The 26,355-nt window shown below is 69.2% G+C and carries 29 protein-coding genes; 25 read left to right on the forward strand and 4 right to left on the reverse strand.

Annotation, left to right across the window (positions count from 1 at the left end):
* The first annotated feature begins 147 nt into the window (after positions 1–147).
* The 11 genes from ACIBTM_RS29295 (at position 148) to ACIBTM_RS29345 (ending at position 7,564) form a co-directional block, all read left to right on the forward strand.
* Entirely contained in the window at positions 148–489 is a 342-nt protein-coding gene (locus ACIBTM_RS29295) for a CD225/dispanin family protein (RefSeq protein ID WP_007034858.1), read from the forward strand.
* Between the two features lie 25 nt (positions 490–514).
* Positions 515–865 carry a CD225/dispanin family protein gene (locus ACIBTM_RS29300; RefSeq protein WP_395880375.1) on the forward strand — a complete coding sequence of 117 codons (351 nt, stop codon included), beginning with the start codon at positions 515–517 and terminating at the stop codon, positions 863–865.
* Positions 862–1,314 (forward strand): DUF2752 domain-containing protein, encoded by a 453-nt coding sequence (locus ACIBTM_RS29305; protein ID WP_395880376.1) that lies wholly within the window; start codon positions 862–864, stop codon positions 1,312–1,314. The genes ACIBTM_RS29300 and ACIBTM_RS29305 overlap by 4 nt, the downstream gene beginning before the upstream one ends.
* Positions 1,315–1,461: 147 nt before the next feature.
* Complete coding sequence (locus ACIBTM_RS29310; RefSeq protein WP_395880377.1) at positions 1,462–2,661, forward strand: RDD family protein; 1,200 nt, start codon at positions 1,462–1,464, stop codon at positions 2,659–2,661.
* Positions 2,662–2,714: 53 nt separating this feature from the next.
* A complete protein-coding gene (locus tag ACIBTM_RS29315) occupies positions 2,715–3,188 on the forward strand; it encodes a CD225/dispanin family protein (RefSeq protein ID WP_378369655.1) in 474 nt (157 codons plus the stop codon).
* Between the two features lie 38 nt (positions 3,189–3,226).
* On the forward strand, positions 3,227–3,658 hold the full coding sequence (locus ACIBTM_RS29320) for a CD225/dispanin family protein (RefSeq protein ID WP_038517052.1): 432 nt from the start codon (positions 3,227–3,229) through the stop codon (positions 3,656–3,658).
* Positions 3,659–3,707: 49 nt separating this feature from the next.
* Positions 3,708–4,469 (forward strand): DNA repair protein RecO, encoded by a 762-nt coding sequence (recO, locus tag ACIBTM_RS29325; protein WP_191260075.1) that lies wholly within the window; start codon positions 3,708–3,710, stop codon positions 4,467–4,469.
* Between the two features lie 40 nt (positions 4,470–4,509).
* A complete protein-coding gene (locus ACIBTM_RS29330) occupies positions 4,510–5,331 on the forward strand; it encodes an isoprenyl transferase (RefSeq protein WP_191260061.1) in 822 nt (273 codons plus the stop codon).
* 34 nt (positions 5,332–5,365) lie between these two features.
* Positions 5,366–5,788 carry a hypothetical protein gene (locus ACIBTM_RS29335; RefSeq protein ID WP_360082770.1) on the forward strand — a complete coding sequence of 141 codons (423 nt, stop codon included), beginning with the start codon at positions 5,366–5,368 and terminating at the stop codon, positions 5,786–5,788.
* Between the two features lie 37 nt (positions 5,789–5,825).
* The gene (locus ACIBTM_RS29340; protein WP_395880378.1) at positions 5,826–6,842 is read left to right on the forward strand and encodes a permease; all 1,017 of its coding nucleotides are present in this window, start codon (positions 5,826–5,828) and stop codon (positions 6,840–6,842) included.
* On the forward strand, positions 6,839–7,564 hold the full coding sequence (locus ACIBTM_RS29345; protein ID WP_395880380.1) for a TIGR03943 family putative permease subunit: 726 nt from the start codon (positions 6,839–6,841) through the stop codon (positions 7,562–7,564). Before ACIBTM_RS29340 ends, ACIBTM_RS29345 begins: the two co-directional genes overlap by 4 nt.
* 67 nt (positions 7,565–7,631) lie before the next feature.
* Here ACIBTM_RS29345 and ACIBTM_RS29350 read toward each other — a convergent pair whose 3' ends face one another.
* Both ACIBTM_RS29350 and ACIBTM_RS29355 read right to left on the reverse strand, forming a co-directional pair.
* Complete coding sequence (locus tag ACIBTM_RS29350; protein ID WP_020629376.1) at positions 7,632–8,045, reverse strand: Fur family transcriptional regulator; 414 nt, start codon at positions 8,043–8,045, stop codon at positions 7,632–7,634.
* Positions 8,046–8,047: 2 nt separating this feature from the next.
* Positions 8,048–8,431 carry a helix-turn-helix transcriptional regulator gene (locus ACIBTM_RS29355; protein ID WP_240594511.1) on the reverse strand — a complete coding sequence of 128 codons (384 nt, stop codon included), beginning with the start codon at positions 8,429–8,431 and terminating at the stop codon, positions 8,048–8,050.
* A gap of 265 nt (positions 8,432–8,696) precedes the next feature.
* Here ACIBTM_RS29355 and ACIBTM_RS29360 point away from each other — a divergent pair, with 265 nt between their 5' ends.
* The 12 genes from ACIBTM_RS29360 (at position 8,697) to ACIBTM_RS29415 (ending at position 21,424) form a co-directional block, all read left to right on the forward strand.
* Positions 8,697–9,770 (forward strand): hypothetical protein, encoded by a 1,074-nt coding sequence (locus tag ACIBTM_RS29360; RefSeq protein WP_395880381.1) that lies wholly within the window; start codon positions 8,697–8,699, stop codon positions 9,768–9,770.
* Between the two features lie 7 nt (positions 9,771–9,777).
* A complete protein-coding gene (locus ACIBTM_RS29365) occupies positions 9,778–10,407 on the forward strand; it encodes a class F sortase (RefSeq protein ID WP_395880382.1) in 630 nt (209 codons plus the stop codon).
* A 76-nt stretch (positions 10,408–10,483) separates the two neighbouring features.
* Positions 10,484–11,146 (forward strand): class F sortase, encoded by a 663-nt coding sequence (locus ACIBTM_RS29370; RefSeq protein WP_395880383.1) that lies wholly within the window; start codon positions 10,484–10,486, stop codon positions 11,144–11,146.
* A gap of 91 nt (positions 11,147–11,237) precedes the next feature.
* A complete protein-coding gene (locus tag ACIBTM_RS29375; protein ID WP_034316415.1) occupies positions 11,238–12,626 on the forward strand; it encodes a glycine--tRNA ligase in 1,389 nt (462 codons plus the stop codon).
* Positions 12,627–13,044: 418 nt separating this feature from the next.
* A complete protein-coding gene (locus ACIBTM_RS29380) occupies positions 13,045–13,968 on the forward strand; it encodes an ABC transporter ATP-binding protein (RefSeq protein WP_395880384.1) in 924 nt (307 codons plus the stop codon).
* On the forward strand, positions 13,965–14,693 hold the full coding sequence (locus ACIBTM_RS29385; RefSeq protein WP_395880385.1) for an ABC transporter permease: 729 nt from the start codon (positions 13,965–13,967) through the stop codon (positions 14,691–14,693). The genes ACIBTM_RS29380 and ACIBTM_RS29385 overlap by 4 nt, the downstream gene beginning before the upstream one ends.
* Before the next feature lie 15 nt (positions 14,694–14,708).
* On the forward strand, positions 14,709–15,905 hold the full coding sequence (locus ACIBTM_RS29390; RefSeq protein WP_395880386.1) for a sensor histidine kinase: 1,197 nt from the start codon (positions 14,709–14,711) through the stop codon (positions 15,903–15,905).
* On the forward strand, positions 15,902–16,507 hold the full coding sequence (locus tag ACIBTM_RS29395; RefSeq protein WP_395880387.1) for a response regulator transcription factor: 606 nt from the start codon (positions 15,902–15,904) through the stop codon (positions 16,505–16,507). Before ACIBTM_RS29390 ends, ACIBTM_RS29395 begins: the two co-directional genes overlap by 4 nt.
* Before the next feature lie 32 nt (positions 16,508–16,539).
* Positions 16,540–17,172: a YdcF family protein gene (locus ACIBTM_RS29400; protein ID WP_395880388.1), complete on the forward strand. Its 633-nt coding sequence runs from the start codon at positions 16,540–16,542 to the stop codon at positions 17,170–17,172.
* Positions 17,173–17,210: 38 nt separating this feature from the next.
* Positions 17,211–18,482: a deoxyguanosinetriphosphate triphosphohydrolase gene (locus ACIBTM_RS29405; RefSeq protein WP_395880389.1), complete on the forward strand. Its 1,272-nt coding sequence runs from the start codon at positions 17,211–17,213 to the stop codon at positions 18,480–18,482.
* Positions 18,483–18,535: 53 nt separating this feature from the next.
* Positions 18,536–19,612: a serpin family protein gene (locus tag ACIBTM_RS29410; RefSeq protein ID WP_395880390.1), complete on the forward strand. Its 1,077-nt coding sequence runs from the start codon at positions 18,536–18,538 to the stop codon at positions 19,610–19,612.
* A 9-nt stretch (positions 19,613–19,621) separates the two neighbouring features.
* Positions 19,622–21,424, forward strand: coding sequence for a glycosyl transferase (locus ACIBTM_RS29415; protein WP_395880391.1), 1,803 nt, complete (start codon positions 19,622–19,624; stop codon positions 21,422–21,424).
* Here the strand turns inward: ACIBTM_RS29415 and ACIBTM_RS29420 are convergent.
* Positions 21,414–22,667 (reverse strand): aldehyde dehydrogenase family protein, encoded by a 1,254-nt coding sequence (locus tag ACIBTM_RS29420; RefSeq protein WP_395880392.1) that lies wholly within the window; start codon positions 22,665–22,667, stop codon positions 21,414–21,416. The genes ACIBTM_RS29415 and ACIBTM_RS29420 overlap by 11 nt on opposite strands.
* A gap of 192 nt (positions 22,668–22,859) precedes the next feature.
* Here ACIBTM_RS29420 and ACIBTM_RS29425 point away from each other — a divergent pair, with 192 nt between their 5' ends.
* Complete coding sequence (locus ACIBTM_RS29425; RefSeq protein ID WP_395880393.1) at positions 22,860–23,426, forward strand: carboxymuconolactone decarboxylase family protein; 567 nt, start codon at positions 22,860–22,862, stop codon at positions 23,424–23,426.
* Between the two features lie 35 nt (positions 23,427–23,461).
* On the opposite strand, the gene ACIBTM_RS29430 is transcribed toward ACIBTM_RS29425, so the two are convergent.
* Positions 23,462–24,400: a sigma-70 family RNA polymerase sigma factor gene (locus ACIBTM_RS29430; protein ID WP_395880394.1), complete on the reverse strand. Its 939-nt coding sequence runs from the start codon at positions 24,398–24,400 to the stop codon at positions 23,462–23,464.
* A gap of 45 nt (positions 24,401–24,445) precedes the next feature.
* On the opposite strand from ACIBTM_RS29430, the gene dnaG reads away from it, so the two are divergent.
* On the forward strand, positions 24,446–26,353 hold the full coding sequence (gene dnaG, locus ACIBTM_RS29435) for a DNA primase (RefSeq protein WP_395880395.1): 1,908 nt from the start codon (positions 24,446–24,448) through the stop codon (positions 26,351–26,353).
* Positions 26,354–26,355: the final 2 nt, after the last annotated feature.

The following is a 26,355-nucleotide window of genomic DNA, read 5'->3' on the forward strand; positions in this document are numbered from 1 at the left end:
ATGTCTCGATTCGGTCGCGGAGACCGGTTGATGATGTGGAACCGGACGGGTGACCTTAGAGTCTCAACCCTTGACTCCGGGGATCGCTGATCGGGCGGCGCGCCCGGGGCGGAGTTCCACATCTCATTCGTGAAGGGAAAGCGGTAAATGACCGACAACCAGGGCCTGCCCAACTACTCCGGCGACCCTCAGGGCGGTGGCGGTTTCAACAACCCCGGCCCGCCGCCCAACAACAACCTGGTGTGGGCCATCCTCACCACGATCCTGTGCTGCCTGCCCTTCGGTATCGTCGCCATCGTCAAGGCGAACCAGGTGAACACCCTCTGGGCGCAGGGCCAGCCCGCCGCGGCGCAGGAAGCGGCCGACGCCGCCAAGAAGTGGTCGATCATCGCGGCGATCGTCGGTGGCGTCCTCATCGTTCTGTACGTTGTCCTCGTCGTCGTCCTGGGCGTCTTCGCGGCCTCGGTGGACGTGAACAACTACCGCTGATCCCGGCGCTCGAGGGGGAGACCTCATGACCGACCAGTACCCGAACTACCCGCCTCCGGGCGGGCCACCGCCGCAGCAGCCGTATTACGGTGGCATGCCGAGCTACGGTCCCCCGCCGGACAACAACCTGGTGTGGGCCATTCTCTGCACGGTGTTGTGCTGCTTGCCGCTGGGTATCGTCGCGATCGTGAAGTCGAGCCAGGTGCAGACGTTGTGGGCGCAGGGTTTCCACGCCGAAGCCCAGAAGGCCGCCGACGACGCGAAGAAGTGGTCCATGTGGGGAGCGATCTCCACGGGCGTGCTCTTCCTGCTGTACATCATCTTCATCGTGGTGATGGTCATCATCGGCGCGTCGGCGGGAAGCTTCACGCCGTGACGACGTCCGTCTACACGGGATTCCCGGCGCGCGGGTTCAAGGCGAAGGCCCGCGCGCTGGGGCCGCCCCTCGCCATCGCGGCCGGGGCGGGCCTCGGCTGCGTGGTCCTCTGGCTGGGCGATCCCACCACGCCGGGCGGGCCGCTTCCGGTCTGCCCCACCAAAACCCTGCTGGGCATCGCCTGCCCCGGGTGTGGCGGCATGCGCATGGTCTACAGCGCGCTGCACGGGGACATTCCCGCCGCACTGCACTACAACGCGGTGTCCTTTGTGGTCGTTCTGCTGCTCATCTGGAGCACCGCCGCCTGGGCGGTCGGCAGACTTCGCGGCCGTGCGGTGAACAGCTGGCTGCACTGGCGCTGGACGCCACTCGCGTTCGGTGTCGTGTTCGTCGTCTGGTTCGTCATCCGTAACCTGCCCTTCGCCCCGTTCACCTCGCTCTACGTGTGAGTGCCGGGCCGAGGCCCGGATCGTCGGTGGTACCGAGTACGCTCCCGCGCACCGGACTGCTCGGTATGTACACATGCCGTACATTCAGCCCGGGTCGCCGCACGAGGCCCCGTGCGCCAGGGGCGAGGAACCAGCGAGGGGATTTCGATGACCACTCCCTACGGCCAGCAGCCGCCGGGACAGCAGCCGCCGCCCGGGCCTCCGCCTGGGGACGGGCTGCAGTCACCGCAGCCGCAGCAGCCGTTCGGGCAGCAGCCGTCGGGAGAACAACCCTCGCCGTTCGGGCAACAGCCTCAGCAGCCGGTGCCGGGGGACCAGCCTTCACCATTCGGTCAGCAGCCCGCGCCGGGTGACCAGCCGTCGCCCTTCGGGCAGCAAACGCAGTCTTCGCCGTTCGGTCAGCAGCCGCAGCAGCCGAGCCAGCCGTTCGGCGCGCAGCCGCAGTCCCCGTTCGGGCAGCAGCCTGGGCAGCCTTCCCCGTTCGGCCAGCAGGGCCAGCCCTCGCCGTTCGGTCAGGCCGCCCAGTTCGGTCCGCGGACCGACTACGCCCACTGGGGCCTTCGCGCCGCCGGGTCGCTGATCGACTTCGCGCCGATCTTCGTGCTCCCGATCATCGGCGCCATCATCGCCGCGAACGCGAATTCGCTCATCGGCGGCATCATCTCCGCTGTCGGCTACCTCGCGGGGATCGGCTGGACCGTCTACAACCGGTGGATCAAGATGGGCACCACCGGCCAGTCGCTCGGCAAGAAGATGGTGAAGATCAAGCTCGTCCGCGAGAGCGACGGTCAGCCGATCGGCCCGCTGATGGCCTTCGTCCGGGATCTGTGCCACAACCTGGACGGCTGGGTCTGCGGCCTCGGTTACCTCTGGCCGCTGTGGGACGAGAAGAAGCAGACGTTCGCCGACAAGATCCTCAATACCGTCGTCGTACCGGGCGAAGCCGATGCCGCGCCCGCGTCGGCGCCGTTCGGTCAGGCCCCGGGATTCCCGGCGCCACCGTCGCCTTCGCCGTCGTTCCCCGCGCCGCCCGCACCGTTCGGCCAGCAGCAACAGCAGCCGTTCGGCGCGCCGCCGCAGCAGTCCCCGTTCGGCCAGCAGCCCCAGCAGCCGCAGCCGTTCGGGCAGCAGCCGCAGGGAACCGCGGCACCGTCACCGGAGTCCCAGCCTGTGCCGGCCCTGGGCGAGGCCGAGCCGACCCAGGTCCTTCGCCCGGGGCAGCAGCCTCAGCAGGCACCGTCAGGGTTCGACGAAGCCGAGCCGACGCAGAAGATCACCCCGGAACAGCTGAGGCAGCAGCTGCCCGGAGCGGATGGGCCGAACGGGCCCGGAACACCGCAACAGTAAGGAAACCGGCGGGATCCACCCGCCGGGAAGCGCGACATAAGTGGGGAACCCCGATGACGAACCCGTACGGCCAGCAGCCCGGCCCCGGCCAGCAGCAGCCCTATGGCCAGCAGCCTCAGCCCGGATACGGACCCCCGTCCGGCGCCACGCCCGCGCCGTACGGCCAGCCCTCCGGCCCGAACCCGATGCCGTACGGCCAGCCGGCGCCGTATGGCCAGCCCGCGCCGTACGGTCAGCCCGCACCGTATGGCGCGCCGGGCGGTATGCCCGGTGGCGGTGGTGACATCAACTCGATCCCGGACTACAAGGGCTGGGCGATCGGCTGCATCTTCCTCTGCTGGATCATCGCGATCTTCGCGATCATGAAGTCCAACGAGGTCAACACCTACAAGATGCAGGGCAACTACGCCGCCGCCATGGACGCGTCGAAGTCGACGAAGACCATGTGCATGATCGCGTCGATCATCGGCGGTGTCGGCTGCCTGTTCTCCATTCTCTGGATCGTCCTGGTCGCCGCGAGCATCTAGCCCGACCCGTAGCCGAAAGAACGACGAGGACCAATTTCATGACCAACCCCTACGGCCAGCAGCAGCCCTACGGACAGCAGCCTGGCTATGGGCCGCCTTCCGGTGGCATGCCCGCCCCCTACGGCCAGCCGGCTCCGTACGGCCAGCCTTCCCCTTACGGCGCGCCGGGCGGCATGCCCGGTGGCGGTGGCGACATCAACGCCATCAAGGACTACAAGGGCTGGGCGATCGGCTGCATCTTCCTCTGCTGGATCATCGCGATCTTCGCGATCATGAAGTCCAACGAGGTCAACACCTACAAGATGCAGGGCAACTACGCCGCCGCCGCGGACGCGTCGAGGTCCACGAGGACCATGTGCATGATCGCGTCGATCATCGGCGGCCTCGGCTGCCTGTTCGCCATCGTGATGATCATCATCTCGATCGTCGCGGCCGCTTCGGTGCCGAGCTGCTACGGCCGCTACTGCTGATTCCGGGGCGCACCACCCCGATGTCGGTCCCAGGTGGGACGATGTCGGGGTGGTGAACCTCTATCGCGACACCGGAGTGGTGTTGCGGACGCACAAGCTGGGTGAGGCCGACCGGATCGTCACCTTGCTCACGCGGCGGCACGGCAAGGTCCGTGCGGTCGCGAAGGGCGTGCGTCGGACGTCATCGCGCTTCGGGGCGCGGCTGGAGCCGTTCGGGCACGTCGACGTCCAGTTCTACACCGGCCGCTCCCTCGACGTGATCACCCAGGTCGAGACGGTCGACGCCTTCGCGCTGCCGTTGGTGGCCGACTACCAGCGCTACACCGCCGCGAGCGCCATCGCCGAGACCGCGGACCGGTTGTCCGCCGAAGAAGGCGAGCCGGTGCTCAAGCTGTACATGCTCGTCGTCGGAGCGCTACGGGCGCTGGCGGGCGGCGAACGGGACAGCTCCCTCGTCCTCGACGCCTTCTTCCTGCGGGCCATGGCCTACGCCGGCTGGGCGCCCGCGATCACCGAATGCGCCCGATGCGGCCTGCCCGGTCCGCACAAGGCGTTCAGCGTGTCCGCCGGTGGTTCGATGTGCCCGGATTGCCGGGTCCCCGGCTGTGTCCACCCCTCCCAAGAGGTGCTGACGCTGCTCGCGGCGCTCCTGCACGGCGAGTGGCCGGTGGCCGAGGCGTCGCTGCCGGTGCCGCGGCGGGACGCGTCCGGCCTGGTCGCGGCGCATCTGCAGTGGCATCTGGAGCGCCAGTTGCGCTCGCTGCCGCTGGTGGAGAGGCGTGCGCGGGAGAGCGCCACCGGAGCGCAGTAGGGTCGCAGGCACAGGTTTCACTCGATCAGGAGGCTCGAAGGTGCTGCGCAGGGGACGCGAGAACAAGGCGTCACAATTCGAACTTCGCGCGCCGGAGCCGCATCCGTCCGGTGCCCGGCCGCCGGAGATCCCCAAGGAACTCCTCCCGAAGCATGTGGCGCTGGTGATGGACGGCAACGGCCGCTGGGCCAACCAGCGGGGACTGCCGCGGATCGAGGGCCACAAACGCGGTGAAGCGGTGATGATCGACGTCGCCAGCGGCGCCGTGGAACTCGGCGTCAAATGGCTGTCGGTGTACGCGTTCTCCACCGAGAACTGGAAGCGGAGCCCGGAGGAGGTCCGTTTCCTGATGGGCTTCAACCGTGACACCATCCGCCGCCAGGTCGACTACCTCGGTTCGATCGGCGTCCGCATCCGCTGGGCGGGCCGCCGTCCCAAGCTGTGGGCGAGCGTCATCAAGGAACTGCAGGTCGCCGAGGAGAAGACCAAGCACAACACGGCGCTGAACATGACGATGTGCGTCAACTACGGCGGCCGTGCCGAACTGGGCGACGCCATGCGGCGGATCGCGCAGGACGTCGCCGACGGGAAGCTGAACCCGGACAAGGTCACCGAGAAGACCATCGGCAAGTACCTGTACCAGCCCGACATGCCGGACGTGGACCTGTTCCTGCGGCCGTCGGGGGAGCAGCGGACGTCGAACTTCCTGCTCTGGCAGTCGGCCTACGCCGAGATGGTCTATCAGGACACGCTCTTCCCCGACTTCGACCGCACCCACCTGTGGCGGGCGTGCCTCGAATTCGCGAAACGGGACCGCCGCTTCGGCGGGGCCATCGACAAAGCTTCGGAAGGAACCGCATGACCCCCGCCGACGTACTTTTTCCCGCGGAGGCGGCATGAATACCGAAGCAGCGGACACGGCGGCGTTGCTGACGTCGGCACGGGAAGCCCTTGAGCGCTATCTCGAAGTCCACGTCGACGACGACGGCGCCCTGACCTTCTCGCACGCGGACGTCCCGTGCGTCATCCAGGCGACCCGGCTGGCCGAAGGCCTGACCGTGCTGAGCCTGACCTGTGTCGTCGCCTGGGATCTGCCGGACGACCCGGCGATCGCGGCCTCGGCGGCGGAACGCGCCGGACAGGGCCTGTTCGGGACGCTCGGGGTCGTGCGTTCGGAGAAGGGCATCGACATCACGCTGAGGTACGCGTTCCCGGCCGAGGGCATGGACCCGTCGCCGCTCGGAACGCTGCTCATGCTGGTCGTCTCGACGGCGTCGCAGCTGCGTTCGGACCTGCTGGGCACCGCTCCCGGGGAGTGACCGCCGGAACGCAGGGTCACCTGGCATCATCGCGCGCATGGAAACCATTTCCAGAAGCGCCCCGGAGCAGAAGCCGGCCCGGCGATTCAAGATCACCTCGATCGAGGTGCTCTGCGCGATCCTGCTGATCGCGATCCTCGGGCAGAGCTGGCTCCAGCAGGTGTTCGACGTGCCCGCGCTGCGGACCGGCTCGACCGTGTTCGTCGCCGTCTGCGTGCAGGCACTGCCCTTCCTGGTGCTCGGGGTGCTGATCAGCGGCGCGATCGCGGCGTTCGTCCCCGCGCGGGTGCTGGAGAAGGTGCTCCCTCGCCGGGCCGGTGCGGCGGTCGGTGTCGCCGGGCTGGCCGGGGTCGCCCTGCCGGGTTGCGAATGCGCGTCGGTACCGGTCGCGCGGCGGCTGATCGGCCAGGGTGTCGCGCCCGCGGCCGCGCTGACGTTCCTGCTGGCCGCGCCCGCGGTGAACCCGGTGGTGCTGGTCGCCACGGCGGTCGCGTTCCCCGGGAACCCGGAAATGGTGTTCGCCCGGTTCGCCGGTTCGCTCGCCACCGCGATGGTGATGGGCTGGCTGTGGGCGAAGTGGGGCAAGCTCGACTGGATCGCGGAGCGCGCTTTGCGACGGCTCCCGGAGGTCCAGCACGGTTCGCGTTGGAAGACCTTCGCCGAGACCGCGCGGGCGGATCTGGTCGAGGCGGGCGGTTTCCTCGTGCTCGGCGCGATGATCGCCGCCGCGATGAACGTGCTGGTGCCCGCCAAATGGTTCGGTGTGCTGGGGGAGCAGATCGTGCTCGGCGTGCTGGTGATGGCCGTGCTCGCGGTCGTGCTGGCGCTGTGCAGTGAGGCCGACGCCTTCGTCGCCGCGTCGCTGACCGCGATGCCGCTGCTGCCGAAACTGGTGTTCCTGGTGGTCGGGCCCGCGATCGACGTGAAACTGTTCGCCCTGCAGACCGGCACCTTCGGCAAATCCTTCGCGCTGCGGTTCGCGCCGGTGACGTTCGTGGTCGCGCTGTCCTGTGCCGTCGTATCGGGTGTGCTGATCCTCGGAGGTGGCGCGTGAAACGCGAGACCCAGAACATCCTGCTGATCCTGCTCGGCGGCGCGCTGCTCAAGATCACGATCAACGGCGACTACCTGCGCTACGTCAAACCCGCGCAGCAGCCGTGGATCATCGCGGGCGGCGCGGTGATGGTCGCGCTGGGCGCGGTCGCGATCGTCCGCGACCTGCTGGCCGCGCGGGCCGCCGCCGTGGTGTCCGGGGACGTCCACGCGCACGACCACAACACCCGGTCGGCCTGGCTGCTGATGGTGCCGGTGCTGGCCGTGTTCCTGGTCGCGCCGCCCGCGCTGGGCGCCGATTCGGTGACCCGTACCGAGGCCAGGGCACCGCAGAGCGCTTCGGCGAGCAACGCGGCCGCCTTCCCGCCCCTGCCCGCCGGGGACGTGGTGCCGCTGGAGGTCAACGAGTTCGTCAGCCGGGCGGGGTGGGATTCCAGTGGCTCGCTGACCGGGCGGACGGTGCGGCTGTCCGGGTTCGTCGTGCACAACGAGGGCAACACGATGCTGGCGCGGATGGTGATCGGCTGCTGCGCGGCCGACGCCTTCCCGATCACCGTGCGGCTGGTGGGCGAGGGCGTGTCGGGCTTCGGGAACGACACCTGGCTGGAGGTCACCGGGACGGTCGTGCCGGGGACCGCGGTGCGGGAGAACAGCTACATGCCGGACCTGACGCTCACGTCGTTGCGGCAGGTGCCGGCGCCGAAGGACCCGTACGAGTACTGACCGGATGCTATGAACGGTCCGTTCCTTGCGAAATTTGCAAGGAACGGACCGTTCATAGCACTCGGGGTCAGTGGTTCGAGCAGGTCCCGACGATCTCCACGGTGTGGCTGATGTCGGAGAAGCCGTGCTCCGAGGCGATCTTCTCGGCCCACCGCTCCACCGCGGGTCCCTCGACCTCGACGGTGCTGCCGCAGAGCCGGCACACCAGGTGATGGTGGTGGTGCGACGAGCAACGCCGGTAGATGGCCTCGCCGGTGTCGGTGCGCAGAACGTCGATCTCGCCGGCCTCCGACAGCGACTGCAGCGTCCGGTACACCGTCGTGAGGCCGATGCCGTCACCGCGTTTGCGCAGCTCGTCGTGCAGTTCCTGGGCGGAACGGAAGTCGTCGATCTCCTTGAGCAGCTCGACCACGGCGGCCCGCTGTTTCGTCGACCGGCGTCCCGGCACCGGCGCGGAACTGTTGGCCGTCGTCGGACTCATGCTCACTTCCCCTCCTGAACGTGGGCTACGGCGTCCACCACGATATGCGCAAGGTGATCGTCGACCAGCCGGTACACCACCTCGCGGCCGCGTCGCTCACCCTGTACGACACCCGCGGTCTTCAGCACCCGCAGGTGCTGGCTGATCAGCGGCTGCGCGACATCGAGTGTGTCCACCAGTTCGTGCACGCACCTGTCCGCGTTACGCAGCTGCAGGACGATGGCGATGCGCACCGGCGCGGCGAGCGCCCTGAGCAGGTCGCCGGCGTCCGCGAGGACGGCGGGCGAGGCCGACGTGGCGGGTTCGGCGGGGGGACGGGCCGACGAATGCGGTCCGGGGTCTTCCGTGAGGCCCGGGGCGGCAGAGTCCGGGGTCACCGTAGCCATCGCCGCCTCCAAGTCCATCATGATTTTCGAAGTCATTGCCAGTAACAGTCCAGCTCATCTTAGTGTTCCCGCCCCCGGGGGTCTGTTCGCCGACCGGGCGACCACTTGGCGGCGATGTTACTGCTCCATTCGGGTGACTTCGCAAAGAAATGACCATTCCACTTCGCATGTGGTCGCCAACGGTGCAAGGTTGTCGCGGAGCGTTTCGTCGCTTCTCGTACGCTGACGACCGCGCTCTGAGGGCCCGGAGAGGCAGTGGGGAGACATGACTCGTTTCGTGACGAAGCTGGCCGCCGCGACGGCGGCCGTCGCTTTGGCGTCGGTTCCGGGGCTCGCCTCGGCGCAGACGACGCAGGCCGTGGATGAGAAGACCGGCCCCGTGTCGTTCGCGAATGTGGCGTCGGTGCGCATCGGGAACCCGGGATCGTTGATCACCGAGACCCAGCGCTCGCCGCTGACGCCCGGCCAGTCGAAACTTTCCCCGGACCGCACCGTCGTCCCGCGTGACGAGGGCGAGAAGAACACCTTCGGCGACAAGTGGGCCATCAACCTGGGTCGCTTCGGCGCTCAGAGCCCGTTCCCGCCCGGTATCGCCAGCCGCGACCACAACGTGCTCGCCGCGCTGCAGCAGACCACGGTCCCGACGGCGGTCGCGGAGAGCAACTACGCCCTGCTCGACAACGGGCGCGGGGGCGCGAAGCCCGCCGACAACACCGTGCTGGTGCTCGAAGGCGCGAAGAGCGCCGTCGACTGCTCGTCGCCGAGCAAGGCGACGTCGTCGACGAGCGTGGGCAAGATCTGGGTGCGGGACGAAACCGGCACGCTCAAACCGTCCGGCGCTTCGGGCGTCGACGTCAAGGGGCTCAAGCTCGGCCCGCCCTCGACCGGCGAGATCGACAAGACGGCCAGCAAGGACAAGACCACCTCCGACCTGACCGTGTCCCGTGTGACCGCGTTCGACCAGCTCATCCGGCAGGACGGCTGGCGCAGCGGCGACGTGACCGCGGTGGCGGGCTGGAAGGTCGACATCGCCACGCATGTGCGCGACGAGGCGGGCAAGGATCTGCGCGAGGCCCGCACGACGCTCGTGCTCGGCGGCGTGAGCTGCTCGATCCCGAAGAACTTCGTCGCGAAGCCCGCCGGTGGTACCGGGCCGGGCGCGGCGCCCGAGCAGCCCGCGGTGCCGGGGACGGTGCCCGCGGGCGGTATCCCGCCGCAGACCGCCGACTCGACGCGGACCGTGGTCGGGCTGGGGCTGCTGGGCGGCGGCATCGTGATCGGCGCCGCGGCCATGCTGCTCTTCCGCCGTCGCAAGCCCGTTCCGGTGCGGGAGAAGTAGCCGTCCCGTGCGGCCATGGCTGGCGGCACTGTCCGCTGTCGTCTCCGCGCTCGCCATCTCCGCGGGCGTGATCGTGCTGACCTGGATCCCGCCGGAACAGACGGTGTCGTTCACGGAACCCGCGGTCGTGCCCGGTGAGGACGGCGCTCCCTTGGCGCTGCCCGCCGACAGTTCGAAACGCGGGCAGCGGCCCGGCACCATCCGCCTGCCCGAAGGCGGATCGGCGAGACTCGTGCGCTCCGAGGTCAACTCCACCGGTGTCCTCCCGATCCCGCGCGGGCTCGGCGACGCGGCCTGGTGGGGTGCGCGGCTCGGCGCCGAAGCGGGTACGGCGCTGATCTCCGGCCACGTCAACTGGGGCGGCGTCAAAGGGCCGTTCGACGAACTGTGGCGGATGCGGGAGGGCCAGGAGGTGGCCGTCAGCGACGCGGCGGGCGGCATCTGGGTCTATCGCGTGCGGGAGGTCGTCACGGTGCACAAGAACGACCTGCCCGCACAGGCGGCGAAGCTGTTCGCGCAGAGCGGGCCGCACCGGCTGGTCCTGGTCACCTGCGGCGGCGACTACCTGGGCGGGACGGACGGCTACCGGGACAACCGGGTGATCGTCGCGACCCCCGTTTCGGGTCCGCCCGCTTGAAGTCGGTGCAACCTCTCTCGGCTCGCGTCGCGTGTCTAGCGACACCGGCTAGATGCGAGCAAGGAGTAAATACCCGATGGTGGGACAGTTCGACGACGATGCGGCGAGTGAGGAGCAGCCGAAGAAGCGCTCCAGCCTGGGGCTGATCCTCATCGGCGCCGCGATCTTCGTGGTGGCGGCCGTGGTCGCCGTGGTGGTTTTCACTGGAAAGAGTGATCCGGTCGTCGCGGCCGCGCAAGACCAGGCGACCACTTCGGCGGCACAGGCGCCCCAGACCCCGGCCGACCTGGGGCAGGCCCCCGGCACGGTCAAACTCCCCGGCGGCGGCACGGCGAAACTGATCCGCAAGGAACTGACCGCGGACGGGACCCTCCCCATCCCCGAGGGCCTCGACGAAGCCACCTGGTGGGGCGCGAAACTGGGCGCCGACCAGGGCGCTTCCCTGCTTTCCGGGCATGTGAACTGGAAGGGCAAGAAGGGCCCGTTCGACGAATTGTGGCGGCTCAAGACCGGTCAGGAGGTCAATGTCGTCGACACCGACGGCGGCAAGTGGGTGTACAAGATCGGCGAGATCGTCACCGTGCACAAGACGAAGCTGGCCGAACAGTCGGAGAAGCTGTTCGGGCCGGACGGGCCGCATCGGCTGGTGCTGGTCACCTGCGGTGGCGAGTACGTCGGCGGGACCGACGGCTACGAGGACAACCGCATCGTCACCGCCTCGTTGGTCAGCAGGCCCTGAGCGGTCCGACCTCGCCGGAGGTCGCGCGGGGACGGGCGGTTAGTCTTGTCCTTCTAGCCCATACCCGTCCCCGCATGCTTCGGAGCGTGGAGTGCCCGCCAACACCATTGAGACCGTCGTCAGCCTGTGCAAGCGTCGAGGCTTCGTTTTCCCGTGTGGAGAGATCTACGGCGGTACCAAGTCGGCGTGGGACTACGGGCCCCTCGGTGTCGAACTCAAGGACAACATCAAGCGCCAGTGGTGGAAGACCGTCGTGCAGAGCCGCGACGACGTCGTCGGCCTCGACTCTTCGGTGATCCTGCCGCGTCAGGTGTGGGTCGCGTCGGGTCACCTCGACGTCTTCACCGACCCGCTGATCGAATGTCTCTCCTGTCACAAGCGGTTCCGTGCCGACCAGCTGGCCGAGGACTTCTCCGCCCGCTCGGGCAAGGAGGTGTCCGAGGACGACCTGTCCGAGGTGCCGTGCCCGAACTGCGGCACTCGCGGGCAGTACACCGCGCCGCGTGACTTCAACATGATGCTCAAGACCTACCTCGGCCCGGTCGAGTCCGAGGAAGGCGTGCACTACCTGCGCCCGGAGACCGCGCAGGGCATCTTCATCAACTTCCTCAACGTGCAGACCGCGGCGCGCAAGAAGCCGCCGTTCGGCATCGGCCAGATCGGCAAGTCGTTCCGGAACGAGATCACGCCGGGCAACTTCATCTTCCGCACGCGCGAGTTCGAGCAGATGGAGATGGAGTTCTTCGTCGAGCCGGGCGAGGACGAGACCTGGCACCAGTACTGGATCGACGCGCGCACCGAGTGGTACAAGGACCTCGGCATCAAGGCGGACAACCTCCGCCTTTACGAGCACCCGAAGGAAAAGCTCTCCCACTACTCGAAGCGCACCGTCGACATCGAGTACCGCTTCGCGTTCAACGCGGGCCAGGAGTGGGGCGAGCTCGAAGGCATCGCGAACCGCACCGACTTCGACCTCACGACGCACTCGAACCACTCCGGTGTGGACCTGTCGTTCTTCGACCAGGCCACGAAGCAGCGGTTCCGCCCGTTCGTCATCGAGCCCGCGGCCGGTGTCGGCCGGTCGATGATGGCGTTCCTCGTCGACGCGTACCACGAGGAAGAGGTGCCGAACGCCAAGGGCAGCACCGACACCCGCGCGGTGCTCAAGCTGGACTACCGGCTCGCGCCGTTCAAGGTCGCCGTCCTCCCGTTGTCCCGCAACGCCGATCTCACGCCGAAGGCGCGCGACGTCGCGGCGGCGCTGCGCAAGCACTGGAACGTCGACTTCGACGACGCCGGCGCGATCGGCCGCCGTTACCGGCGGCAGGACGAGATCGGGACGCCGTACTGCGTCACCGTCGACTTCGATTCGCTCAACGACCACGCGGTGACCGTGCGGGAGCGCGACACCATGGCGCAGGAGCGGGTCGCGATCGACAAGCTCGAGTCGTACCTGGCGGGCCGGTTGATCGGCGCCTGAGTTCCGCTTTTCGGAAGTACGTGAAGGCCCCCTTTATTGCGTTAGACGCAGTGAAGGGGGCCTTCACGTACTCGCGCGGCTCCGTCGAGCCGAGTGTCATGAAAGGGTCGTTCAGGACGTTTCTTGTCCTGAACGACCCTTTCATGACACTTGAAGCGGTCGTGAGTGCGCAAGGCGAGGGAAGGCGAGCTGGGTGAAGGGAGCTTTCGCCGCATCGGATGCGGTGATGGGCCCCTTCAGCCCGTACGCGCGCCGCCCCGTGCCCACTCACCAACGCTATGAAAGGTCCTTTCCTTGCAAAATTTGCAAGGAAAGGACCTTTCATAGCGCGCGCGAGCGGCGCACCCTGACAAGTGTCACCCTCAGGTCATGACGCGCGGCCCACGGCCGCGACGCCTCCGTGCGACAAGCTCAAGTCATGCGAGAACAAGACATCACCGCGGGGGCGGCGGTCCGGCTTTCCGGGCTGCGTAAGCACTATGGCGACGTCCACGCCGTCGACGGCGTGGACATGACGATCGCGCCGGGCGAGGTGGTCGCGCTCCTCGGCCCCAACGGCGCGGGCAAATCCACCACCGTCGACATGATCCTGGGCCTGAGCGTGCCCGACAGCGGCACGGTGACCGTGTTCGGACGCGCGCCGGGGGACGCGGTCGGCGACGGGATGATCGGCGCGATGCTGCAGGGCGGCGCGCTCGTCGAAGATCTCACGGTCGCCGAGACCGTCGGCATGGTCGCGGCGTTGCACCGCAAGCCGATGCCCGTACGGGAGGCGTTGCGCCGCGCCGGGATCGAGGATCTCGCGAACCGGCGTTCCACCAGGCTTTCCGGCGGGCAGAAGCAGCGCGTGCGGTTCGCCGTCGCGCTCGTGAGCGACCCCGATCTGCTGATCCTCGACGAGCCGACCGCCGCGATGGACGTCGGTACGCGCCGCGAGTTCTGGAAGTCCATGTACGAGTACACGGACACCGGCCGCACGGTCCTGTTCGCCACCCACTATCTCGAAGAGGCCGAAGAGTTCGCCGACCGTGTCGTGCTGATGCGGTCCGGGCGGATCGTCGCGGACGGTTCGGTCGCGCAGGTCCGTGCGCTGGCAGGGGGACGCACGATCCGCGCGGTGGTGCCCGCGGCGGCGGAGCCGGTGATCGCGGGGCTGCCCGCGGTCACCGGTTTCGAACTCCGCGGCGGCCGCGCCGCGATCTCCAGTTCCGATTCCGACGCCACGCTGCGGGCGCTGCTGACCCACGTGCCCGAAGCGCGCGACATCGAGATCAGCGCCGTCGGCCTCGAAGGCGCGTTCCTTTCCCTGACCACCGAAGCCACCGAGGAAACCGTCCGATGAACCCGACCTACCTCAAGACCGAGATCGTCCGCACCTTCCGTTCCACCCGGTTCGTGCTCTTCGCCGTCGCCTTCCCGGTGCTGATGTTCCTGTTGCAGGCCAACGTCTTCGGCTCCGCGGAGATGAACATCGCCGGCGTGATCATGGTCAACATGATGGCCTTCGGCACCTTCTCCGCCGCGATGACGAGCGGCGCGAAACTGGCCATCGAGCGGTCCACGGGCTGGCAGCGCCAGCTGCGGCTGACCCCGCTGACCGGCGCCGGCTATCTCGGCGGCAAGGCGCTCTCGGCGATGCTCGTCGCGCTCCCGTCGCTGCTCGTCGTCCCTCTGGTCGGCGTCCTGTTCCAAGGCGTCCACCTCGACGCCGCCGGCTGGCTGCGGCTGGTGTTCGGCATCTGGCTCGGCGCGATCCCGCTGGTGCTGCTCGGCCTGCTGCTGGGCCAGTTCGGCACGCCGGAGTCGATGCAGCCGCTGAACATGATCGTCATGATGGGCATGGGTTTCCTGGGCGGCCTGTGGATCCCGATCGACGGGATGCCGTCGTGGATGGCCGACATCGCCCAGGTGACGCCGACGTACTGGCTGATCCAGCTGGTCCGCCCGGTGGTCACCGACCATCTGACGGTGAGCCTCTCGGCCGCGCTCGGTGTGCTGGCGGCGTGGACCGCGGTCCTCGGGACCCTGGTGATCAGGCGTTACCGTAAGGACAGTGCGCGGGTCTGAGAAAAGGGTGACCAGGTGAAGGACTACCCGGGCAGGGTCGAGACGGGCTTGAACAGCCGGGAAAACTGGTGGGCGGACATGCCGCCGCGGACCGGCAGGGGTCCCCGGCCGGGGCGGTGGGCCGTCCTCGGCCTCGCCTTCATCCTGCCCAGCTTCATCCCCGCGGCGGTCGATCTGGCCACCGACGGGGTGACCGGGAAAGAGCTGGTGATCGCCGCTCTCCTGATCTTCTACGGTGCCTGCTACGTGCTGTTCCCGCTCAGCCTGCGGCCTTCCCGGCGGAAGACGACCTACGTCTTCTCGGTGCTGATGCTGCTCGTCGGTCTCGCGCTGGTGTTCCTGCACGACAACAACCCGTACATCCTGATCTACGCGACGGCGGTGCTGGCCTTCACGTTGCCGCCGGCGTGGGCGCTGATCCTGGACGGCGGCGCGCTGCTGCTGGTGCTGGGCGTCCACCTGGCCGTCGGGAAGGACGACTTCGGCGATCTCATCGCGGTCACCTCGATCACGGCGGCGATGTTCTTCATGGCGAACCTGGTCCGCGCGGTGCGGAAACTGGAGGCGGCGAACCGGGAGATCGCGACGCTCGCGGTGGCGGGGGAACGCGAGCGCCTGGCCCGGGATCTGCACGACATCCTCGGCCACAGCCTCACCACCATCACGGTCAAGGCAGGGCTCGCGCGCCGGATCCTGGAGAGCGGCAAGGACGATTCCCGCGCGCTGCAGGAGATCCGTGAGGTCGAGGGCCTGACCCGCAGCGCGCTTTCGGATATCCGCGCCACGGTGTCCGAATATCGCGAGGTGTCGCTGTCGGCCGAGGTCGCCGGGGCGCGGGCGGCGTTGCGGGCGGCCGAGATCGACGCGGACCTGCCGCACGCGGTGGACAACGTCGACCCGGCCCTGCAGCGCACTTTCGGTTACGTGCTGCGGGAAGCGGTCACCAACGTGCTCCGGCATTCCGGGGCGAAGCGCGTGAAGGTCCGGCTCGGCAAGACCTGGCTGGAAGTCGAGGACGACGGCGATGGCGGCGAGGCGATGGCGGGGAACGGCCTGCGAGGCCTCACCGAACGGCTGGACGCGGTCGGCGGGACCTTGACCGCCACCACGCCGCCTGGGGGAGGATGGCTCGTCCGGGCGGAGGTACCCGAGTCCGCCTTGCGGAGCGTCGCGCCCGCGCCGCTCTCCGAACCCGCTGGAGGCTGCGCGTGATCCGGGTCCTGCTCGCCGACGACCAGGCGATGGTGCGCGGGGCGTTGGCCACCGTGCTCGGCCTCGAAGCCGACATCGAGGTGGTCGCCCAGGTCGGCTCGGGCGACGAAGTGCTTCAGCGGGCGAAGGAGACCGCCCCGGACGTCGCGCTGCTCGACGTCCAGATGCCGGGCAAGGACGGTCTCGAAGCCGCCGCCGAACTGCACGGCGCGCTTCCGTTGTGCCGGATCATCATCTGCACCACCTTCGGGCGGCCGGGCTACCTGTCGCGGGCGATGGCGGCGGGTGCCGCGGGATTCGTGGTCAAGGACGCGCCGCCGGAGCAGCTCGTGGACGCCGTCCGCAGGGTCCACGGCGGGCTCCGGGTGGTCGATCCCGCGCTCGCCGCCGAATCGCTCGCCACCGGCGCGAGCCCGCTCACCGGACGCGAACACGACGTGCTGAAGGTCGCCAAGGACGGCAGCACGGTGGCCGGTATCGCCCGCGTGCTGCACCTTTCCGAAGGCACCGTGCGCAACCATCTTTCGGCCGCGATGGGCAAGACCGGGGCGAGGACGCGGGCCGAGGCGGTGCGGCTCGCGGAAGAGCACGGCTGGCTCTGAGATCACCCCGCCGCTCTGCGAGAATCACCACCGTGAGTACCGCCGAACGGACCAAACCCACCCGTGCGACCTGGGTGCGCCGGACCTTGGCGGGGTTCCTGCTGGTGCTCGTCGCGCTGATCGGCGGAACGGCGTTCCGGGTCTGGCAGGTGGCGCGGGAGGACGTGCGCGACCGGGCCGACGTCATCGTGGTGCTCGGCGCGGCCCAGTACAACGGCAGGCCGTCGGAGATCTTCCGGGCCCGGCTGGAGAAGGCGAAGGCGCTGTACGACCGGGGCGTCGCCAAGGTGATCGTCACCGCGGGCGGCAAGAAGGCCGACGACAACTACACCGAGGCGCACGCGGGAGCGCAGTGGCTGCGTAAACGGGGCGTGCCCGTGTCGGCGACCCTGCCGGTCGGTGAGGGCAGCGACACCCTGCGCAGCCTCCGCGCGGTCGCCGAGCAGGTGCAGCAGCGGGGCTGGAAGACCGCCGTGCTGGTCAGCGACCCGTGGCACTCGTTCCGCGCGCGGGTGATGGCCGACGACCTCGGGCTCGACGCCTGGACGTCGCCCACGCATCGTGGTCCGATCGTGCAGGCCCGCGAGACGCAGGCGCGCTACATCGTCCGCGAGACCGGCGCGCTGCTGTATTACCGCCTCACCAGGTTCCCCGCGGAGGTCTGAACCCGATAAGTGTCGGTGATCGCGCTTAAGCTTGGCTGGTGAGCGACACCTACACCGAGGCCGACAGGGCGCGCCTGCTGCCCGAGCGGCCCAAGGGCGCGGCGCTGGAGGGCGCGGAAGACGGGCGAAGCGCCTTCGCCCGTGATCGCGCACGCGTGCTGCACTCGGCGGCCCTGCGGCGGCTGGCGGGCAAGACCCAGGTGGTCGGCCCGGGTGAAGGTGCCGAGGTCAGCGGCGTACCCCGCACGCGGCTGACGCATTCGCTGGAGGTCGCCCAGATCGGCAGGGGGATCGCGGACGAGCTGGGCGCCGACCCGGATCTCGTGGACACCGCCGGCCTGGCGCACGACATCGGGCACCCGCCGTTCGGGCACAACGGCGAGCGCGCGCTGGACGAGGTCGCGCAGCCGTGCGGTGGTTTCGAGGGCAACGCGCAGACCTTGCGGATCCTGACCAGGCTGGAGCCCAAGGTCCTGCTCGAAGGCGGGGCGGCCGGCGGGCTGAACCTCACCCGCGCTTGTCTCGACGCCTCGACGAAGTACCCGTGGCTCCGTGAAGAAGGCAATCCGAAGTACGGCGTCTACGCCGACGACGCCGAGGTTTTCGCGTGGGTCCGGCGAGGAGCGCCGGACCGCCGCACCTGTCTGGAAGCGCAGATCATGGACTGGTCCGACGACGTCGCGTATTCCGTGCACGACGTCGAGGACGGGGTGCTGGCGGGCCGGATCTCGTTGCGGGTACTGGCCGACGCGGAGGAACGCGCGGCGGTGGCCGAGGCGGCGCGCAGGTTTTCGCACCAGTCTCAGTCCACATTGGAAGGAGCGGCGAAGGAGCTGCTCGACCTGCCCGTGGTCGCGGAGCTCACCGGACCGGGGCTCGACGGATCGCTCAAGGCGCAGGTCGCGTTGAAACGGCTGACGAGCGAGCTGGTCGGCCGGTTCGCGACGGCGGTGGTCGGCGCGACCAGGGAGGTCTACGGCGAGGGGCCGCTGAGCCGCTACGCCGCGCGCCTGGTCATCCCGGAGCAGGTCGCCGCCGAGGTCGCGTTGTTCAAGGCGCTCGCGCTGCGGTACGTGATGAGCGACAAACGGCGCCTCGCGATGCAGGACGGCCAGCGCCAGACGCTCGCCGAACTGGTCGGCGCGCTGTGCCGCCGCGCCCCGGACGCGCTGGACGGCCTGTTCCTGCCCGCCTGGGAGGCCGCCGCGGACGACGCGGCCCGCCTGCGCGTGGTCGTCGACCAGGTGGCGTCGCTCACGGACGCGCAGGCGTACGCGTGGCACGCCTGGCACACCGGCCGCCACGGCTAGTCCGAACTTTCGGACAGGAGACGCACGGGCCCGTGCACGGTACGGTCTGCGGCATGGGAGCCGTCGAAAGCCACCTCCGGTTTGGTCTGGACCTCTATCGGGTGCTGGCGAGCCGCGCGGAGAACGCGTGCTTCTCGCCGTACTCGATCGCGAGCGCGCTCGGCCTGGTGACCCAGGCCGCCAAGGGGAAGACCCGCGAGGAACTGATCGCGCTGCTCGGCGACCCGGACGAGCTCGCCGACCTGCTGGGCAAGGCCTCGTCACTGCTCGAAGACGGTCCCGAACTCGCGGTCGCGAACACGCTCTGGGCCTGGGACCGGCTCCCGATCGAGGACTCCTTCCGCGAGGAACTCGCCACCTGGCCGGGCGGGAAGGTCGAGAGCGCACCGTTCGGCGACGATCCGGAGGCCGCGCGACGGCTGATCAACGCCGACGTCGCCGAGGCCACGCGTGAGCTGATCCCCGAACTCCTGAAGCCGGGGACCGTCGCGCCGGACACCGTCGCCGCGATCGTCAACGCCCTGTATCTCAAAACCGCCTGGACCAATCCGTTCTCGCGTGACAACACCGCGCCCGCGGACTTCCACGCACCGTCCGGCACCCGTACGGTGCCGACGATGTGGCTCGAAAAGCAGCTCGACCACACCCACGAGGACGGCTGGCAGGTCGTCCGCCTCGGCGCCGAGGGCGGGGTGGAGGCGATCGTCCTGCTGCCGGACGGCGACCTCGACGACGCCGAGCTCGACGCGGGGAAGCTCGCGGGCCTGCTGGAGAACACGCGGTCCAAGACGATCGCGTTGTCCCTGCCGAAACTCGACCTGGACGTCGACAGCCCGCTGACGGCGAAACTCCAGGATCTCGGCGTGCGGACGATGTTCACCGCCGACGCCGACCTCACCGGGCTCGCCGACGACGACCGGCTCGAAGTGTCCGACGTCCTCCACCAGTCCGTGCTCCGCATCGACGAGCAGGGCCTCGAAGGCGCCGCCGCGACGGCGGTGCTGATGCGGCTGACGTCGCTCATCGTCGACGAACCCCTTGAGGTCGTCGTCGATCGTCCCTTCCTTCTGCTCGTGAGGCATGCCTCGACGGGTGTGATCTACTTTCTCGCCCGCGTAGTCGAGCCGTGAGGACGGTCAGTGAGTCTTTTCCAGGCTGAGGCGGCGGATGTGGAGGCCGGGAAGACTCCCACGAGACCCCGCCGGTTCGCCGCCGCCGACGCCGCCATCATGGGCGGCTTCCTGCTGTTCGCCTTCCTGCTCTACAACGGGCTCTGGCTCGACCTCAAGGAAGGCTATCTCTGGAACAGCGCGTCGGATCAGAACCTGTGGGAGTGGTTCTTCTCCGTCACCGCGGACAACGTGCTGCACCTGAGGAACCCGCTCAGTTCGCACTATCAGAACCATCCGCTCGGCGTGAACCTGATGGCCAACACGGCCATGCTCGGCATCGGCATCCCGCTTTCGCCGGTCACGCTCACCTTCGGCCCGACGGTCACCTGGGCCATCGCGCTCACCGGCGGTCTCGCCGGCACGGCGGCGGCCTGGTACTGGGTCTTCTCCCGGCATCTGGTCACCCACCGGGTCGGCGCGGCCATCGGCGGCGCGTTCGTCGGCTTCGCCCCGCCGATGATCTCGCACGGCAACGCGCACCCGAACTTCGTCGCGTGGTTCGTCCTGCCGTTCATCGCGTTGCTGGTCTTCAAGATCGCCCGCGGCGAACGCCCGGTCCGCAACGGGATCTTCCTCGGCCTGCTGGCGGCGTACCAGATCTTCCTCGGCGAAGAACCGCTGCTGATCTTCGCGATGGCGTTCGCGATCTTCGCCATCGCCTACTTCGCGACGAACTACCGCGAGTTCCCGCCGATGGCGAAACCGCTGGGGATCGGCGTCGGCATCGGCGTTCTCGTGGCGCTCGTGCTGTGCGCTTTCCCGCTGTGGTGGCAGTTCTTCGGCCCGCAGAGCTATCAAGCGATCGAGCACGGCCCCGTCGGGAACGACACGGCCGCGTTCACCCGGTTCGCGACGCAGTCCGTCGCCGGGCAGCCGCAGGCGGCCGCGGACGTGTCGATGAACCGCACCGAGGAGAACGCCTTCTTCGGCTGGCCGTTGATCGTGCTGATGGTGGTCATCACCGCCTGGCTGTGGCGCGAGGTGTTCGCACGGGCGCTGGCGATCTCGATGTTCGTGATGGCCTGGCTTTCGCTCGGCGTGCAGATCGTGGTGGTGCACGAGGAAACCGGGATCCCGGGGCCGTGGAAGCTCCTTTCGGAACTGCCGTTGTTCGAGTCGCTGCTGGAATCGCGGCTGGCGATGGGCTGCATCCCGCTCATCGGCGCCTTGCTCGCGCTGGCGACCGAACGCGTCTACACGGTCGCGTCGAAACTGCCCGAAGTGCCGGGGGAGCGGCGATTCCCGTTGCGGCTGCTGTGGATCGGCGTCGTCATCGCGGTCCTGCTGCCGATCGCGCCGACCCAGCTGATCGTCAAGGAACGGCCGCCGACCCCCAGATTCCTCGCCGACGGCACCTGGCGGAGCTACGTCGCGCCCGGCGGGACCGTGGTTCCCGTGCCGTTGCCGAGTTCCGGCGAATCCGAACCGCTGCACTGGCAGATCGACGCGGGGCTCGGCTACTCGATGCCGGAAGGCTACTTCGTCGGCCCGAGCGGGCCCGACGACAAACGCGGCCGCTACGGCGCCATCCAGCGGCCGACGTCGATCATCTTCGACCAGATCAAGCAGACCGGCGTGCCGGCGACGATCACCGAGTCGCAGCGGGTGCAGGCGCTGGCGGATCTGCGGTACTGGAACGCCGACGTGCTCGTGCTGATCCCGCGCGAACACCAGGACGCTTTCCGGACCACCGTGGACCTTCTGCTGCGGAAGCCCGCCGAATTCATCGACGGCGTCTGGGTGTGGGACGTCCGGACGATCACTCCCTGAGCTCGGCCCGGCTCGCGGACCACCGCGAGCCGGCGAACGGCTCGTCGGCGGACGCGGCCCGGTGTTCGTTGACCCGGACCGTGCCGCAAACGAGCCGTGCCGCGACTTCGGCGGCGTACTCCTCGTCCGCGCCCCACACCGATCCGCACAAGCCGGGCGCCGTGGCGTTCGCGAGCCCGACGGCTTCGTCCACTGTGGAGCATCGGACGACCGGCAGCACCGGCCCGAACTGCTCCTCGGTCACCACTCTCATCCCGTCGTGCGCCTCGGCGAGGATCGCCGGTGCGAAGAAGTACCCCGGCCCGTCGAGCGGTCCGCCGCTGACGAGCCGCGCGCCGCTCGCCCGCGCCTCGTCGGTGAGACCGGTGACGCGGTCGTAGCGCGGCCGGTTGTTCACCGGGCCGATCTGTGTCCCCGGCGTCCTTCCGTCGCCCACCACGACTTCCGTCGCCATGGCCGCCAGCGCCTCTACGACGCCGTCGTAGACCGGCCCGACGGCGTAGACCCGCTCGACCGCCACGCCAATCTGCCCGCAGTTGGCGAAAGCGCTCCAGAAGAGCCGTTCCGCGATGGCGGCCGGGTCGGTGCCGGGAAGGACGATCGCGGGATCGTTGCCGCCCAGTTCCAGTTTCAGCCGCCGCCACGCGGACGTGGACGCGGCGGCCACCAGCTTCCCGGTACCGGCCGAACCCGTGAAGTCGACCTTCCGGATCCCGGGATGGGCGACCAGAAGCTCGCCGAGGGGATCCTGGCCGGTGAGCACGGTCAGCACACCCGGCGGCAGCACTTCCGCCAGCATCCGGCCGAGGTGCAGTGTGGTGAGCGGGGTGCGCGGCGAAGGCTTGAGCACCACCGTGTTCCCCGCGGCGAACGCCGACGCGAGCATCGCGGCGGCCAGCTGTACGGGGAAGTTCCACGGCGTGATCGCGGCGACCGGCCCGTCGCCGGCGGCCCGGGGGCCGGGCGACCCGGCGAAGGACCGGAACCGCGCCGCCGCCCCGGCGAACTCGGCTTTGGCTTCGCGAAGCGGTTTCCCTTGTTCCTCGGTGAGAACGGGGGCCAGCACGGGCGCGGCCTCCTCGACGACGACGGCGCACGACATCAAGGCCGCGCGCCGGTCCGCGGCGCGCCAAGCGGGGGAAGCGGCCGCCGCGGCGCGTACCGCTTTGTCGACTTCGGCGGGCCCGCAGTCGGGGACGGTCGTGATCCGTTGTCCGGTGGCGGGATCCTCGACGGCGAGCATCGGTCCTCCTCGGTGGAAGGAAAAAAAGTGCCGACTCGCCAGCCTACCTTCGATGTTCCGACGGGGGTTCCGGCGAAAAGGCGAAAACCGGGGCCCTTTCCGCCGCGTGGCGCGCGTCACCGGAGACCGGCTGTCACGTCCGCGCGCGCCGTCTCGTCCACACGGTGATCGCAACCGCACGAGGAGGACACCATGCCGCGCATTCCCGCCGTGAAGACCGCCGAAGCCGGCTTCCTGCTGAAGCTGTTCTACAAATTCGCCGGCAAGCGTTTCGGCGCCGTGCCCGAGCCGATGGCCGTCTACGCGCACCACCCGCCCCTGCTGCGGGCGAACGGCATGCACGAGATGATGGCGGAGAAGGCCAGCAAGACACTGCCGTCGAACGTGCGCGAGCTGGCCGTGTACCGCGTCGCGACCCAGCTCGGCTGCTCGTGGTGCATCGACTTCGGGACCATGCTGCAACTGCACGAGGGTCTCGACATCGAACGGCTGAAGAACATCGACGACTACGCGAAGTCGCCCGCCTTCACCGACCAGGAACGGCTCGCGCTCGCGTACGCCGACGCGATGACCGCGAGCCCGGTGACCGTCACCGACGAGCAGGTCGCCGAACTGGAACGCGAGTTCGGCCGCAAGGGCGTCATCGAGCTGACCTACCAGATCGGCCTCGAGAACATGCGTGCCCGGATGAACAGCGCGCTCGACATCACCGCGCAGGGCTTCACCTCGGGCGATGCCTGCAAGATCCCGCTTCCCTGACCCGCGTTTAGTCCTCTGAATGCGCCCAGGCGCATTCAGAGGCCGACGCGGGTCCGCGCGGTGGTGAGCTTGTCCGGGTTCGCCATGTCGTAGATCGCCACGATCTTCCCGTCGCGGATGGCGAACGCGTCGACGTGCTCGTCGAGCGCCCGGTACCGCTCGGAACCGGGCTGCGGCGGGAGGTAGACCCCGAGGTCGCCGTTGACCAGCGCGAGCCTCGCCTGGTCCATCCCCGCCGGGTCGTACATCCGCATGAGGCCCTGGAACAGCCGGGTGACCTTGTCGAACCCGGCGACCGTGTGCACCGCGGTGCGCGCCTTGCCGCCGCCGTCGCCGACGAGGACGACGTCGGGGTGCAGGACCTCCGCCACCGCCTGGATGTCTCCGGTGAGCATCGCCGTCATGAACTTCTCGATGATCTGCTGCTGCTCGGCGAGCGCCGTCCGGGGCGGCGGATCGGCGTCGGCGACCGCGCGGCGGCCGCGGGAACCGTGCTGGCGCGCGGCCTCCGTCGTGCAGCCAAGGATCTCGGCGATCTCGCCGAACGGCACCGAAAACGCGTCGTGCAGGACGAACGCGACGCGCTGCTCCGGCGTCAGCCGGTCGAGGACCACCATCGCCGCCATGCGCATGCCGTCGTCGCGGACGGCGACGGTCAACGGGTCCTCCGACGGAGGGGTGCCCAGGGGGCCGAGGACCGGTTCGGGCAGCCATTCCCCGACGTACCGTTCGCGGCGCACCACCGCCGACCGCAGCCGGTCGAGGCAGATCCGGCTGACGACGGTGGTCAGCCAGCCCTTGTGGTCTTCGATGGCGGAGCGGCGGCGTTCGTCCATGCCGCTCAGGCGCAGCCACGACTCCTGGACCGCGTCTTCGGCGTCGGACAGCGCGCCGGTGAGCCGGTAGGCGACCGACACCAGGTGGGGCCGCAACGCGGCGAAGTTCCCGGCGAGTTCGTCCAGGGCGGTGCTCATTCCCCGAGTGTGCCGCACAGTGCCCCGAGACGAAGAACTAGAGTGATGAGCGTGGCAGGACGGATTCGGGATAGCGACATCGCGGAGGTGCGCGAGCGCAACCGGATCGACGAGGTCATCGGTGATTACGTGGCCCTCCGCAGCGCGGGCGGGGGCAGCCTGAAAGGGCTTTGCCCGTTCCACAACGAGAAGACCCCGTCGTTCAACGTGCGCCCCACGCACGGCACCTTCCACTGCTTCGGCTGTGGCGAAGGCGGTGACGTGATCAAGTTCATCCAGAAGATGGATCTGATCTCGTTCGTGGAGGCTGTCGAGCGGCTCGCGGATCGCGTGGGTTTCCGGCTCACCTACGAAGGCGGCGGCGGAAGCGTCCAGCGTGATCGCGGTACCCGCGCCCGGCTGATCGAGGCGCACCGCGCGGCCCAGGAGTTCTACGCCGAGCAGCTGCTCACCCCGGACGCGCGTGCGGCGCGGGACTTTTTGTCCGAACGGGGTTTCGACTCCGCCGCCGCGCAGACGTTCGGCTGCGGGTACGCGCCGGCGGGCTGGGACAAGCTCACCAAACATCTGCTCAACCGCGGGTTCGAGGTCAAGGAACTGCTCACGGCCGGGCTGGCCAAGGAGGGTCAGCGCGGGCCGATGGACCGGTTCAACCGGCGGCTGCTGTGGCCCATCCGCGACGTCGGCAACGAGGTGGTCGGGTTCGGCGCGCGGCGCCTCTACGACGACGACCGTGTCTCGGCGAAGTACCTGAACACCGCGGAGTCGCCGATCTACAAGAAGTCGCAGGTGATGTTCGGCCTCGACCTGGCCAAACGCGAGATCGCGAAGCGGCACCAGGTCGTCGTCGTCGAGGGCTACACCGACGTGATGGCGATGCACGCCGCCGGGGTTCCGACGGCCGTCGCGTCGTCGGGGACGGCGTTCGGCGAGGACCACATGAAGGTCCTCCGGCGGCTGATGATGGACGACGACGCCTTCCGCGGCGAAGTGATCTTCACCTTCGACGGTGACGAAGCCGGTCAGAAGGCGGCGTTGAAGGCCTTCGAGGGCGATCAGACCTTCGCCGGGCAGACCTACATCGCGGTCGCCCCCGACGGCATGGATCCGTGCGAACTGCGCCTCGCCAAGGGCGACACCGCGGTGCGCGACCTGGTCGCGCGACGGATCCCGCTGTTCGAGTTCGCGATCAAGAGCATGCTCAAGGCCTTCGACCTCGACTCCGTCGACGGCCAGGTCGCGGCGCTGCAGAAGACCGTCCCGATGGTGGCGGGGATCAAGGACCGCGCCAGCCGCGACGGCTACGCGTCGAAACTCGCCTGGTGGGTCGGCTGGCAGGACGCGGCGCAGGTGGTGAACCGGGTGCGCGGCAGCGCCGGGGCGGTGGCGAAACGCTCCGCCACCGTCGAGGTCCGGCGGCCGGCCGCCGCGGCCACCGCTGCCGCCGCCGAAGAGGATCTGCCCAGGCCCGCGCCCGGTGATCCGCGGTTCATCGCGCAGCGTGAGGCGCTCAAGGCGGCACTGCAGCAGCCGATGCTCGCCGGGGCGGAGTACGACGCGCTGCCCGAGGACGCCTTCACCCATCCGGTCTACGTCGCCATCCACAAGGCGCTGCTGTCCGCCGGGGGAGCGGGTTCCGGGCTGACCGGGCCCGCCCTGCTCGACGCGGCCGCCCCGCACTGCCCGCAGGGCACGGTGCGGCGCGTGCTCAGCGAGCTTTCGGTGGAACCGTTGCGCGCCAAGGGCGAGGTCGACTCGCGCTACATCTCCGCGCAGCTCGCGGCGGTGCAGGAAAGCCTGGTCGGCCGCCAGATCAACGAGATCAAGTCGAAACTCCAGCGGCTTTCCCCGGTCGAGGCGCCGGACGACTACCGCGCGCTGTTCGGTGACCTCGTCGCGCTCGAGCAGTACCGGAAGGCGCTGAAGGAACAGGCCATCGGCGGATTGGACTGAGC

This window comes from Amycolatopsis sp. NPDC049868 (assembly GCF_044461365.1).
In the GTDB taxonomy this organism is placed as follows: domain Bacteria; phylum Actinomycetota; class Actinomycetes; order Mycobacteriales; family Pseudonocardiaceae; genus Amycolatopsis.

Bases quoted from the DNA above. Each gene is read 5' to 3' on its own strand.
- ACIBTM_RS29420 (WP_395880392.1), bottom strand. From the start codon at position 22,667: ATGCTCGCCGTCGAGGATCCCGCCACCGGACAACGGATCACGACCGTC.
- ACIBTM_RS29425 (WP_395880393.1), top strand. From the start codon at position 22,860: ATGCCGCGCATTCCCGCCGTGAAGACCGCCGAAGCCGGCTTCCTGCTG.
- ACIBTM_RS29310 (WP_395880377.1), top strand. From the start codon at position 1,462: ATGACCACTCCCTACGGCCAGCAGCCGCCGGGACAGCAGCCGCCGCCC.
- ACIBTM_RS29380 (WP_395880384.1), top strand. From the start codon at position 13,045: ATGCGAGAACAAGACATCACCGCGGGGGCGGCGGTCCGGCTTTCCGGG.
- ACIBTM_RS29350 (WP_020629376.1), bottom strand. From the start codon at position 8,045: ATGAGTCCGACGACGGCCAACAGTTCCGCGCCGGTGCCGGGACGCCGG.
- ACIBTM_RS29385 (WP_395880385.1), top strand. From the start codon at position 13,965: ATGAACCCGACCTACCTCAAGACCGAGATCGTCCGCACCTTCCGTTCC.
- ACIBTM_RS29300 (WP_395880375.1), top strand. From the start codon at position 515: ATGACCGACCAGTACCCGAACTACCCGCCTCCGGGCGGGCCACCGCCG.
- ACIBTM_RS29315 (WP_378369655.1), top strand. From the start codon at position 2,715: ATGACGAACCCGTACGGCCAGCAGCCCGGCCCCGGCCAGCAGCAGCCC.
- ACIBTM_RS29340 (WP_395880378.1), top strand. From the start codon at position 5,826: ATGGAAACCATTTCCAGAAGCGCCCCGGAGCAGAAGCCGGCCCGGCGA.
- ACIBTM_RS29370 (WP_395880383.1), top strand. From the start codon at position 10,484: ATGGTGGGACAGTTCGACGACGATGCGGCGAGTGAGGAGCAGCCGAAG.
- ACIBTM_RS29430 (WP_395880394.1), bottom strand. From the start codon at position 24,400: ATGAGCACCGCCCTGGACGAACTCGCCGGGAACTTCGCCGCGTTGCGG.
- ACIBTM_RS29295 (WP_007034858.1), top strand. From the start codon at position 148: ATGACCGACAACCAGGGCCTGCCCAACTACTCCGGCGACCCTCAGGGC.
- dnaG (WP_395880395.1), top strand. From the start codon at position 24,446: ATGAGCGTGGCAGGACGGATTCGGGATAGCGACATCGCGGAGGTGCGC.
- ACIBTM_RS29335 (WP_360082770.1), top strand. From the start codon at position 5,366: ATGAATACCGAAGCAGCGGACACGGCGGCGTTGCTGACGTCGGCACGG.
- ACIBTM_RS29320 (WP_038517052.1), top strand. From the start codon at position 3,227: ATGACCAACCCCTACGGCCAGCAGCAGCCCTACGGACAGCAGCCTGGC.
- ACIBTM_RS29360 (WP_395880381.1), top strand. From the start codon at position 8,697: ATGACTCGTTTCGTGACGAAGCTGGCCGCCGCGACGGCGGCCGTCGCT.
- ACIBTM_RS29410 (WP_395880390.1), top strand. From the start codon at position 18,536: ATGGGAGCCGTCGAAAGCCACCTCCGGTTTGGTCTGGACCTCTATCGG.
- ACIBTM_RS29355 (WP_240594511.1), bottom strand. From the start codon at position 8,431: ATGGCTACGGTGACCCCGGACTCTGCCGCCCCGGGCCTCACGGAAGAC.